The following is an 11,926-nucleotide window of genomic DNA, read 5'->3' as shown; positions in this document are numbered from 1 at the left end:
AAACGGCATCAATTTAATGTGCCGTTTTTTTATGCTTTAATTCAACTTTAAATTTGCCGTAATAAGGATTTTCAGCCATTAATGAATGCCCAATTACCAAAACAGTTTTCCCTTTTTGATTCAGCTGTATCTTTAAATCTCTTGCAAAAGGTCCGTCTGAGGTTTTATTTGGAAAAATAATTTGACTGAAACGAATATTAGCTTGATCTGTATTTGGAATAATGCTTGCATTTAGTTCGCCCAAATCTTCATTTTCAAACTTAATGTATATTTTAGAATGAAGAGAATCTAAAGAACCTTCTGCCGAAAAAGTCTCTTTTTGATCTTTCACATTCATAAAAATAGTGTCGCCAATTTGTTTGTTTTCTTCTGTTTTAATCTCTTTTTTTTCTGTTTTAGAAATGGAATCTGTAGCAGAAACAGTAGTTTGTTTGCTTTCTTTTTGCTGACAAGAAAAAAAGAAAACAACTATTAAAATTGATATGTAAGTTTTCATAACTGTAATTTTATTGAAGATCCAAATTTAATTTTTACTGAAAAAAAACTGTTATATAATTGTAATTGTCTTTTGCAGAATCTAAATCATTATTTCGTTATACTTTACATCTGCTTAATAATGAGGTTTAAAACAGTTGGTTTTTCTTATAGTTCCTAATGGTTTCAGTTTTATAATAATGTTAGTTTAAATCCAATTTAAACCATGAATCAATGTCTTTAGATAAATTTGGAATACTGTAAATTGAAAATATGATTTACAGTTTTTGCCCCAAATATCTTATTTTATATGAAAACCATTCAATTTAGAACCGACGATCTCACACAGTATACTGTAAATATTTCTCAGATTACCTGTATGTTCTCAGCAGAAGAATCTTTGGGAACTTGGATTTATTTAAGCTGTGGAACTCGTCTGAAAACTTTGCTTACAATTGATTTGGTTTGGGAGATGATTAATAAGGTTAGCAATTAAAAAAGCTAATTTTTAGTACTTCAATGCTTAAAAAATATTAGTTCTTTATAATTCCCTTTAGAATACTTATTTTTACCATTATCTAATTGCTCATTTTTTATCTTAAATGAGTAAAAGCTATATATGTTTGGTATGAAGACTAAAAAAAGATTTTTGTCTAATTTGACAATGCTGTTATTATTATTTTTTGGAACTGTAAACGCACAGCAAAAATTTACAATTGTAGCGGCAGCAAATCTTAAAATAGCTTTAGATTCTATCAATACCGTTTTTAAAATTCAAAATCCTAATATAAATCCTCAGATAACTTATGGAGCTTCGGGAAAATTTTACGAACAAATTTCCAACGGAGCTCCATTCGATTTATTTTTTTCAGCAGATATGGATTATCCCAATCAATTGGAAAAAAATAAAATGACAGCTTCAAAAGTAAAAATGTATGCTGTTGGTAAATTGGTTATTTGGAGCAAAAAAATAGATCCGAATGCAAAAAAAATCAATAGCCTTTTAGATGCTTCTATTCGTAAAATAGCAATAGGAAATCCTGCAACTGCGCCTTATGGCGAAAAAGCAGTAGAAAGTCTGAAATATTATAAAATATACGATAAAGTAAAATCGAAGCTGGTTTTTGGCGACAATATTACGCAAGCTACTCAATTTGTAACTACAGGAAATGCAGATATTGGTATTACCGCTTTATCACTTGTTCTTACACCAAATATGCAAAAAGAAGGAGGAAAATATTATGTAATTCCAGAGAAAAGCCATTCACCTTTAGAACAAGGATGTGTGTTATTGAAACATGGCAAAGACAATGCAAATGCTCTAAAATTTTATAATTTTATATCTTCTAAAACAGCCGCTGCAATTTTAAAATATTACGGATACGATACCAAGACGAAATGAATGTACTAAAAGGAATTATAACTGAAATTCAATCTCATGAAGGTATTTCATTAGTTAAAGTCAAATCTCATGATTTTGTTTTTTCTTCCATCGTTTTGGATACGCCAGATACGGCAGATTATTTAAAAGAAAATAAAGCTGTAAAAGTTATTTTTAAAGAAACTGAGGTGATTATTTCTAAAGATTTAAATCCGAAAATTAGTGTTCAAAACCAGATTGCTTACGTTGTTAAATCTGTGAAAAAAGGAATTCTGCTTAGCCAGATTAATTTAATTGCGGACAAATTAGAAATACAATCTATTATTACGAGCAATGCTTGCGAACAATTAGATTTAAAAGAAAATGACAATGTGATTGCCTTAATAAAAACCAATGAAGTAAGCTTGTCTGCCGATGATTAATTTAGACCCTTTATGGCTCACTGCAAAATTAGCTTTGATCACGACAATGATTTTGTTGGTGATTTCAATTCCGCTATGCTATTGGTTGTGTTACAGTAGGTTTAGATTGAAAGCTGTTGTCGAAGCGTTGATAAGTCTTCCATTAGTTTTGCCACCTTCAGTTTTAGGTTTTTATCTTTTAATCGCTTTTAGTCCCGAAAATGCTTTCGGAAAATTTTTATCTGATTATTTTGATGTAAGATTGGTTTTTACTTTTGAAGGATTGATTCTGGCTTCTGTAATATATAGTTTGCCTTTCATGGTAAATCCTATTTTGTCAGGATTAAAAAATCTACCACCCGCGTTACAGGAAGCTTCTTTTACTTTAGGAAAATCTAGATTCACAACGCTTACCAAAATATTGCTTCCAAATATTCGTGCGTCATTATTTACGGGTATTATCATGACATTTGCTCATACATTAGGAGAGTTTGGCGTTGTTTTAATGGTTGGAGGAAGCATTCCAGAGGAAACAAAAGTAGTTTCGATTGCAATTTATGAAGAAGTAGAATCGATGAATTACGATAATGCCAATGTATATGCAGGAATATTATTTCTGTTTTCTTTTTCTATTCTCTTAGCTGTTCATTTAATTCATAATAAATCCCGAAAAACTACTCTTTATTAATGATACAGATTGATGTTTATAAAATGCTCCAAACTGCAGATGGCGAACTGCCATTGGATATTTCATTGGCTATAAAAAAAGGTCAGTTTGTTTCTATTTATGGAAATTCTGGAGCAGGAAAAACAACAATACTTAGAGTTTTATCAGGGCTTACAAAAGCAGAAAAAGTTAACATAAAAGTAGAAGAATCAATTTGGGACGATTCTAATAAAAAATTTCATCTTCCAATTCAAAAGCGTTCCATAGGATTTGTATTTCAAGATTTTGCCTTATTTCCAAATTTGACTGTAAAAGAAAATCTAGAATTCGCTTTATCTAAAAACGATTCAAAGGAGATTGTTTCCGAACTAATAGAATTGATGGAACTGCAATCGCTTCAAAACAGTAAAACTGAAAATCTTTCTGGCGGACAAAAACAACGTGTTGCTTTAGCAAGAGCAATTGTTCGTAAACCTGAAATTCTTTTGTTAGATGAACCACTTTCGGCTTTAGATGATGAAATGAGGTTTAAACTTCAGGATTATATTTTAAAAATTCACCAAAAATACAATTTAACGACTATAATGGTCAGTCATTCTATTCCTGAGATTTTTAAACTTTCAGACCAAGTTATTGTTGTTGATAAAGGTAAAATTGTAAAAGAAGGAACTCCAGAAACCGTTTTTACAGAACAAAAAGTAAGTAGCAAATTCCAATTAACTGGCGAAATTATCAATATTACTAAAAGTGATATTGTATACGTAGTTCAAATTTCTTCTGGAAATAATATTATCAAAGTTGTTGCGACTGAGGATGAAGTAAAAGAATATAAAATTGGTCAAAAAGTGCTTGTAGCTTCTAAGGCATTTAATCCTATAATTCAGGTTTTAATATAATAATAAAAAAATCTCATTTACTTATTTGTTTTTAAGTATAAATACGTATTTTTGAAAAAATAAAAACTACGTATTTATTAAGTGCTTAAAACATAAATAACCAAAATAGATTTTTTTTAACCATCAGTATTCATTTTAAAACATACTGAAAATACCATTAACTATGAAATTAAAATTTGCCGTATTAATGCTTTTTCCTTTAATCGGGTTTTCTCAGCAAAACAAGAAAAATGAGATAGATTCTTTAAAAACGTCCAATATTTTTATGTTGGGAGAAGTAGTAATAATTCAGAATCAAAATAAAGATACTTTGAATAGAGTTACATCAAAAAAGATGGAATCTCAGAACAAAATGGAAGTTTCAAAAGCTTTAAATCTGCTTCCTGGAGTAACTCTAACTGCTTCAGGACCTAGAAACGAGTCGATGGTTTCTGTACGAGGTTTTGACTTGAGACAAGTTCCAGTCTACATGGATGGTATTCCTGTTTATGTTCCTTATGATGGTTATGTAGATTTAGCCAGATTTACAACTTTCGATTTGGCGGCCGTTGATGTTTCAAAAGGATTTTCATCTGTGCTTTACGGTCCAAATTCTTTAGGTGGCGCGATTAATCTTATTTCTAGAAAACCAGTGAAAAAATTAGAATATGACGGTGCAATTGGAGCTATTAATGATAATGGTTATCGAGGCAATGTTAATATTGGTTCTAATCTCGGAAAGTTTTATTTCCAAGGAGGTTATTCTTATTTGGATAGAAATTCAACCAGAATGTCTTCTGATTTTGTTCCGATGAAAAATGAAGACGGTGGACAAAGAGATAATTCTTATAGAAAAGACCAAAAAATAACGTTTAAAATTGGATGGACTCCCAGTAAAAAAAGCGAATATGCATTGGGTTACATCAATCAGCAAGGTGAAAAAGGAAATCCTGTTTATGCAGGAAATGATGCCAAAAATTCACTTTTAAACAATCCGCGTTTTTGGCAATGGCCAGTTTGGAACAAAGAAAGTTATTATTTTATTTCTAATTCTAATTTGGATGATCAGAATAGTTTGAAGACTAGAATCTATTATGATAAATTCAAAAACACGCTGAATAGTTTTGATGATAAAACCTATTCAACAATGACCAAAGGATATGCTTTTCAGAGCCTTTATGATGATTACACTTATGGTGGAAACGTGGAGTACAATACGCAGATTATTCCGAAGAATGATTTTAAAGCTGCGGTACATTTTAAAGAAGACGTACACAGAGAACATAATTTAGGAGAACCAGTACGTCATTTTATTGACAATACAATTTTATTCGGAATTGAAGATGTTTTTAAAGTTTCGGATAAGTTTACGGTAATTCCGGGGGCGAGCTACAACATTAGAAAAAACATTCAGGCTCAAGATTATAACAGTACAACCAAAGTAATTTCAGATTATCCAGCAGCAGCTGCAAGCGACGCTTACAATTTGCAGATTGGACTTTTTTATCAATTAACTGAAGATCACAAATTGGGTGCGACAGTTTCACAGAAAACGAGATTTGCTACGATTAAAGACCGTTATTCTTATAGAATGGGAACTGCTATTCCGAATCCGACATTAAAACCAGAAGAGGCATTAAATTATGAAGTCAATTATACGGCAGCATTCTTTAAAAAACTTACTTTTCAAACAGCCTTATTTTGCAGTTCTATTACCGATGCTATTTTGAGTGTAAGCAATGTTCAGCCTGGAAAATCGCAAATGCAGAATTTTGGAGAAGCTGAATATCGCGGAGTAGAGGCACAGCTTAATTATTCGATTTTGAAAAACTTGTCTTTCAATGCGAATTACACTTATATAGAAAGAAAAAACATTACAAGTCCAAGTATACATTTTACAGATGTTCCGAATACAAAAGTTATGGGAACTTTAGAATATGAACCTTTAAAAGTGCTACATTTAATCGCAAATGCAGAATTTAATTCGTCTAGATTTAGTACCAGTTACGGAACTAGAGTTCCAGATTATACTCTTTTGAATTTTTATGCATCAGGAAAAATTTTGAAGAATTTTAGTCTTGATGCAGGAATAAGCAATATATTCGATAGAAATTATAGTTTGGTTGAAGGATTTCCTGAAGAAGGACGAAATTTCTTTGTTACACTTCGTTTCTTTAATCAATAAAATTAAAAAGGTTAGAGCAAAAGATTTGATCGTGAATATAGAATCACATTATAAAAAAATCATTTTACCGTTTGTGTTATTGGCAGCTGGAATTTTTATGGCTGCCATTGACATAAATCCTCAATATGTTGATCCATATAAATTAGAATATCCTGACTATTTCGGAAATAGAATTAGTATTCCAGAAAATAATCCAACAACAAAACAAGGCGTTTATTTAGGTAGAATGCTGTTTTATGAAACGAAATTATCTTCAAACAAAACAATTTCCTGTGCAAGCTGTCATCAGCAGAAACTTGCCTTTACAGACGGTAGAGCATTTAGTTTAGGTGTTGATAATGTGCCAACAAAACGCAGTTCGATGTCATTGGCAAACCTTCTCTGGGTTCGAAATTTTTTCTGGGATGGAAGAGCAAAAGGTTTAGAAGAACAAGCAAAATTTCCGCTTAGTGATCCTCATGAAATGGGAAATTATCTAGATAAAGCAGTGATTGAACTAAAGAAAACAAAAGAATATCCAATTCTATTTAAAGAAGCTTTTGGATCAACAGAAATTACATCAGAAAAAATAACCAAAGCAATTGCACAATTTGAGCGCACTTTAATATCTGCCAATTCTCATTACGATCAATATTTGAGAGGAGAATACAAGCCTTCTGAACAAGAATTAAAAGGAATGGAATTGTTTATGAATGCTCCAATTCCTGAAAAAAATATTCGAGGTGCCGATTGTGCACAATGCCATGGAACACCCAAAATGTATATGGAGTTATTTCATAACAATGGACTTGATGCAGAACCAAAAGATATTGGAAGAGAAGAATTTACAGGAGCAGAAAATGACAAGGGAAGATTTCGAGTTGCAACATTACGCAACATTGCGCTTACTGCACCATATATGCACGACGGCAGATTCAAAAATCTTGAAGAAGTATTAGATCATTATAATGAACATATTGCTTTAAGTAGAACTTTAAGCATAACTTTGAAAAATCGTTCTAACAATCTAAATGGCAAAAATCTTGGATTAACAGCAAATGAAAAATCAAATATTATTAATTTTCTTAAAATGCTGACGGATTCAACATTTATCAACGATCCTAAATTTTCAGATCCGCATTTGAAAAGACATCAATAACAATTAAAATATTCAAAATGAAAAAGCATTTTTTATCTCTTATTTTGGCAACATCGCTATTTTTTGTTGGAATTAGCAACGATTTATTAGCGCAAAATTCTTCCAAAGAACCAGTTGTAAAAGTAGAAGGAGAAGTTTTAAAAACACTTTCTTTAAGCCTTTCAGATTTAGCCAAGATGCCGCATGTACAAGCTACTATGAAAAATCGTGAAGGCAAACTTCAGGAATATTCAGGAGTTCCAATTATCGAAATATTGAAACAAGCTGGAGTAACTTTAGGAAAAGAACTTAAAGGTGAAAATCTAACAAAATATATGTTAGTAAGAGGAAGCGATGGTTACGAAGTCATTTTTTCGTTAGCAGAACTTGATCCAGCTTTTACAAATAGAGTCATTATTTTGGCAGATAAGAAAGACGGAAAGCCTTTGGAAGATGGAGTAGGACCATTTAGATTGGTTGTTCCAGAAGAAAATAGACCAGCACGCTCGGTTTTGGAGGTGTCTCATCTCATCATTAAATTTGCGAAAGAGTAGTAAACTTTGTTTCAAATTATAATATGCAACCTAATTTCAGTTTTGGAACACTTTAAAATTAAGAAGTGATGATAACTTTGATAAACCTTTGAAAGTTGAGTATTCAAATCAATTGACATGGAAGATTAAATTCGGCTCAAAAAACAAGATCCTGAAGTCGAATTAGAAATTGATAGGAGAGTAGAAAAAAATCTTAATTGCAAACAAAGAACTAAAACTCAATACTATGTCACTTCCTGATGAATTATATAACGTAAAATTTGCAGAGCATTTCGAATCGATAAAAAAAATGTATTTGCAAGATGTCGCTTTCAAAAGTATTTGTGATAATTACTGCAAGAGTGTCGCTAATGCAGAAATTTATAAAATTAAATTTGAGAATAATTTTCGAAAAAATCAGGATTTCGAAAATCTGGCAATAGAATTAGAAGAAGAAATAAGATTTTATATCATAAGAAAAGGCTTGTAATTTTTTAGATATAATTCTAATCAAAAAAAAGAGAAGATACAAATAGATGTCTTCTCTTTTTTTTGATGTTTTATGTAACATTTTAATTTAAAAACTACATATGTTAGAATGTTATTATGAAAATAACATCTAAAAAATAACAATTAAAATTTCAAGATATGAATGTATCAGAATGGCTTATTTTTATTTTAATTATGCAAATTATTCATGGAGTATCTACGTGGAAACTTTATGAAAAAGCTGGTAGAAAAGCAGTAGAATCTTTTGTGCCAATTTACAATCTAATAATTCTAATGAAAATTATAAATCGTCCGATTTGGTGGGTTTTATTACTTTTTATTCCAATTATTAATCTCTTGATGATTCCTGTAGTTTGGGTTGAAACCGTAAAAAGTTTTGGTAAAGATTCTAGACAAGATACTATTTTGGTTTTGCTCACATTTGGATTCTATATAACTTTTTTAAATTATAATAGTCCAGAAAAATTAGTTTATAGCAGTAATCGAGATTTACAGCCCAAAACAAAAACGGAAGACACGATTAGTTCTCTAGTATTTGCGATAATTGTAGCGACTTTGGTGCATACCTACGTTATTCAGCCATTTACAATTCCATCTTCATCTTTAGAGAAAACATTGTTAATTGGAGATTTCTTATTTGTAAGTAAGATTAATTACGGAGCAAGAACTCCGATGACTTCTGTTGCAATGCCTATGGTGCATGATTCGATTCCTCTTACTGGAGTAAAATCATATTTATTTAGCGATGATGTCACAAAGAAAGAAACGTCATGGCTAAATAAGCTTCAATTGCCCTATTTTAGATTTCCTGCAATAGAAAAGATCAAACGCAACGAAATTGTAGTCTTTAACCAACCTGCAGACACTTTACGCAATATGGATGATTTTCACCCTGATCGTAATTATTATAAGCCAATTGATAAAAAGACAAATTTAGTTAAGCGATGCGTTGGTATGCCAGGCGATTCTTTAGAAATTAAAGATGGATACATCTATATTAATAACAAAATTTCTAAATTACCGCCAAGTGCAAAAGCGCAGTATAATTTTTTTATTGATACTCAAGGACAGGCAATTAGTCAAGATGCGCTTGTAAATATATATGGTGCTCGCGAAGGTTTAAGGTATGAAAATGGAAATTTTGCACTTACAGACAAAGGACAGTATTTTTTGACATTGACTGATGAAGAAGCGGCTTTAATTGCTCGTAATCCAGTTGTAAAGAATGTAAAAAAGAACTTAGAGCCAAAGGGACAATATGAAGATGCTTTTCCTCATGTTTCTTCTCTAAAATGGAACATAGATAACTTTGGGCCAATATATATTCCGCAAAAAGGAAAAACGGTAAAATTGGATGTAAATACGCTTCCTTTTTATAAAAGAATTATAGAAGAATACGAACATAATAGTTTAAAGGTTCATGGTTCTGAAATTATTATAAATGGAAAGCCAACAAACCATTATACCTTCAAGCAAGACTATTATTGGATGATGGGAGATAACCGTCAGAATTCTCTAGATGCTAGATTTTGGGGATATGTTCCTTTTGATCATGTAATTGGCAAACCTGTATTTATTTGGTTCAGTTGGAATAAAGATGCTAAAGGAATTAATAAGATAAGATGGAATCGAATTTTTTCTGTTGTGGGAGAAGGAGAACCTAAATCATATCTGATACATTTTTTGGTAGTTTTAGGACTTTTTGTAATAGGAAATAAAATAGTAAAGAATAGAAAAAAAACGATGTAATTATTTAAGAACCAAAATCCCATTTCAAGTGAAATGGGATTTTGGTTATATTTCGTTAGCAGAATGTTTTTGTTATGCTAACTTATTTCAGATTGCCAGGAACTGAAATCCAATCTTCATAATAAGTGCTTCCTAACTTAAAAGCATTTTCTGCTACAAGTGTATTCAATTCAGTAGCAGCACCTGAATAAGTCGCTTTCAAATCTTTTATCACTTCAGTATTGTCGTTCTTTTTATTTAAATAATTAGTGATCCATTCATAAATAGGCCATTTTTCAGGACCTCCAATTTCTAAAATACCCATTTCAGGTTTTTCTGAAATTCTTGAAGCTATAAATGAAGCCACGTCTGCACTAGCAATAGGCTGAATATAAGATTCGGATAGATGTATTTTTCCATCAACAGTACTCATTGCGGCAATTCCGCCCGCAAACTCGTAAAATTGTGTTGCTTGAACAATTGTGTAAGGTGTATCAGATGCCTTGATAAGGTCTTCTTGTATTTGTTTTGCTCGAAAATAACCGCTTTCCTGCAGCTTACTTGTTCCAACCACAGAAAGTGCAATAAGATGTTCAACGCCCGCTTTCTTTGCGGCATTTAATAAATTTTTACTTGAAGTCTTAAAAAAATGCATCACATCTTCATCAGCAAAAGAAGGAGAATTCGACACATCAATAACAACTTTTGCATTTTCAAGAACTTTGTCAAGTCCTTCGCCTGTAAGTGTGTTTACGCCCATGCTTGGAGATGCTGCAATAACTTCATGTTGGTTTTTTAAAAGAGTAGTCACTTGACTTCCAATTAAACCTGTTCCACCGATAATAACTATTTTCATTGTTTTGATTTTTAAATGATTACATGACAAAGTTATTTACTGTGGCTGTGAAGAAACTTGAACTAGTTCAAGAAATACTTTTTACGAAAATATAGTTTAAATGATAGTATAAAAAAATTAAATATTCTATTTGAAATATAATATCTACTTTTATTAATTGATTTTTATAAACTTACTAATAAACCAAAAATATGAATTCTCAAAACCAAAAAAATCAAATGAACCGTCGTAGGTTTTTACAAACCAGTACAAAATTAGCTGCTGCCGGAATTTACTTGGGCGTGTTTGGTATGCCTGAATTATTCGGAAATGTTGTAATGGATAAAAGTAAGGTTAGCATTCCAGATGTTAAGTTAAATAATGGTTTGAAAATGCCAATACTCGGATTTGGAACATACGGACTGAGAGGAGAAATATGTCAACAATCTGTTGTAGAAGCAATATCGGCAGGTTATCGTCTTATTGATACCGCAAAAGTATATGGAAATGAAGAAGAAGTTGGTAAAGCAATAAAGCAAAGCGGAATTGACAGAAAGCAGTTATTTGTAACCTCAAAATTATGGGTTGACGATGCTGGTTATGAAAATGCAAAAAAAGGTTTTGAAGAGACGTTAAGAAAATTAGATCTTGAATATCTTGATTTATACCTAATACACCGACCAAGAGGAGATGTAAAAGGATCTTGGAAAGCAATGGAAGAACTTTATAAAGCTGGAAAAATTAAAGCTATTGGTATAAGTAATTTCGATCCAGCTCAACTAGCAGATCTTTTGTCTTATGCAAAAGTAAAACCGGTAATAAATCAGATTGAAACTCATGCTTATTTTCAACAAACCAATGATTATAATGTACTCAAAAAGGATAATATTCAGATGCAGGCGTGGGCACCTTTTGCAGAAGGGCGCAATGGACTTTTTACAAACGAAACACTAACTCAAATTGCTAAGAAATATAATAAGACTACAGCACAGATAAGTTTAAGATGGCATTATCAGCGTGGAATTGTTAGTATTCCGAGATCTTCTCAAAAAACTCACATTATAGAAAACCTTGATATATTTAATTTTAAGCTTGATGATGCTGATATGAAAGCAATTGAAAAACTTGATTTAAATAAAACTCAGTTTCCGGAATGGAGCTAAAGTAATTCTAAGTATGGCATTGCCAAAGAAACATTTTTACAAAAGGATAGCCTGTTT

Annotated in this window: 13 protein-coding genes; 11 read left to right on the top strand and 2 right to left on the bottom strand. The window is 31.3% G+C overall.

Going from position 1 to position 11,926, the window contains the following annotated elements:
• Window positions 1–13 precede the first annotated feature (13 nt).
• The gene (locus HNP35_RS13300) at window positions 14–496 is read right to left on the bottom strand and encodes a hypothetical protein (protein WP_184162748.1); all 483 of its coding nucleotides are present in this window, start codon (window positions 494–496) and stop codon (window positions 14–16) included.
• Between the two features lie 288 nt (window positions 497–784).
• Between HNP35_RS13300 and HNP35_RS13295 the strand changes: the two genes are divergently transcribed.
• From HNP35_RS13295 to lepB, 10 genes are all read left to right on the top strand, one after another.
• The gene (locus HNP35_RS13295; protein ID WP_184162745.1) at window positions 785–970 is read left to right on the top strand and encodes a hypothetical protein; all 186 of its coding nucleotides are present in this window, start codon (window positions 785–787) and stop codon (window positions 968–970) included.
• Window positions 971–1,102: 132 nt separating this feature from the next.
• Window positions 1,103–1,876, top strand: coding sequence for a molybdate ABC transporter substrate-binding protein (modA, locus tag HNP35_RS13290; RefSeq protein ID WP_184162742.1), 774 nt, complete (start codon window positions 1,103–1,105; stop codon window positions 1,874–1,876).
• A complete protein-coding gene (locus HNP35_RS13285; RefSeq protein ID WP_184162739.1) occupies window positions 1,873–2,277 on the top strand; it encodes a TOBE domain-containing protein in 405 nt (134 codons plus the stop codon). The genes modA and HNP35_RS13285 overlap by 4 nt, the downstream gene beginning before the upstream one ends.
• Entirely contained in the window at window positions 2,270–2,944 is a 675-nt protein-coding gene (modB, locus tag HNP35_RS13280; protein WP_184162736.1) for a molybdate ABC transporter permease subunit, read from the top strand. The genes HNP35_RS13285 and modB overlap by 8 nt, the downstream gene beginning before the upstream one ends.
• Window positions 2,944–3,819, top strand: a complete 876-nt coding sequence (locus HNP35_RS13275; protein ID WP_184162728.1) for an ABC transporter ATP-binding protein — start codon at window positions 2,944–2,946, stop codon at window positions 3,817–3,819. Before modB ends, HNP35_RS13275 begins: the two co-directional genes overlap by 1 nt.
• Window positions 3,820–3,982: 163 nt before the next feature.
• Window positions 3,983–5,983 carry a TonB-dependent receptor plug domain-containing protein gene (locus HNP35_RS13270; protein ID WP_184162725.1) on the top strand — a complete coding sequence of 667 codons (2,001 nt, stop codon included), beginning with the start codon at window positions 3,983–3,985 and terminating at the stop codon, window positions 5,981–5,983.
• A 31-nt stretch (window positions 5,984–6,014) separates the two neighbouring features.
• Window positions 6,015–7,121, top strand: a complete 1,107-nt coding sequence (locus tag HNP35_RS13265) for a cytochrome-c peroxidase (RefSeq protein WP_221433452.1) — start codon at window positions 6,015–6,017, stop codon at window positions 7,119–7,121.
• 17 nt (window positions 7,122–7,138) lie between these two features.
• Window positions 7,139–7,654: a molybdopterin-dependent oxidoreductase gene (locus HNP35_RS13260; protein ID WP_184162722.1), complete on the top strand. Its 516-nt coding sequence runs from the start codon at window positions 7,139–7,141 to the stop codon at window positions 7,652–7,654.
• A 226-nt stretch (window positions 7,655–7,880) separates the two neighbouring features.
• Entirely contained in the window at window positions 7,881–8,123 is a 243-nt protein-coding gene (locus tag HNP35_RS13255) for a hypothetical protein (protein WP_184162719.1), read from the top strand.
• Window positions 8,124–8,281: 158 nt separating this feature from the next.
• Window positions 8,282–9,892, top strand: coding sequence for a signal peptidase I (gene lepB / locus HNP35_RS13250; RefSeq protein WP_184162716.1), 1,611 nt, complete (start codon window positions 8,282–8,284; stop codon window positions 9,890–9,892).
• A gap of 82 nt (window positions 9,893–9,974) precedes the next feature.
• Here the strand turns inward: lepB and HNP35_RS13245 are convergent, their stop codons facing one another.
• Window positions 9,975–10,727 (bottom strand): SDR family oxidoreductase, encoded by a 753-nt coding sequence (locus HNP35_RS13245; RefSeq protein ID WP_184162713.1) that lies wholly within the window; start codon window positions 10,725–10,727, stop codon window positions 9,975–9,977.
• 191 nt (window positions 10,728–10,918) lie between these two features.
• Between HNP35_RS13245 and HNP35_RS13240 the strand changes: the two genes are divergently transcribed.
• The gene (locus tag HNP35_RS13240) at window positions 10,919–11,869 is read left to right on the top strand and encodes an aldo/keto reductase (protein ID WP_221433451.1); all 951 of its coding nucleotides are present in this window, start codon (window positions 10,919–10,921) and stop codon (window positions 11,867–11,869) included.
• The last annotated feature ends 57 nt before the right edge of the window (window positions 11,870–11,926 follow it).

The organism is Flavobacterium notoginsengisoli, from assembly GCF_014207905.1.
Lineage (GTDB): Bacteria > Bacteroidota > Bacteroidia > Flavobacteriales > Flavobacteriaceae > Flavobacterium > Flavobacterium notoginsengisoli_A.
This window is presented reverse-complemented; position numbering and strand designations above follow the sequence as displayed.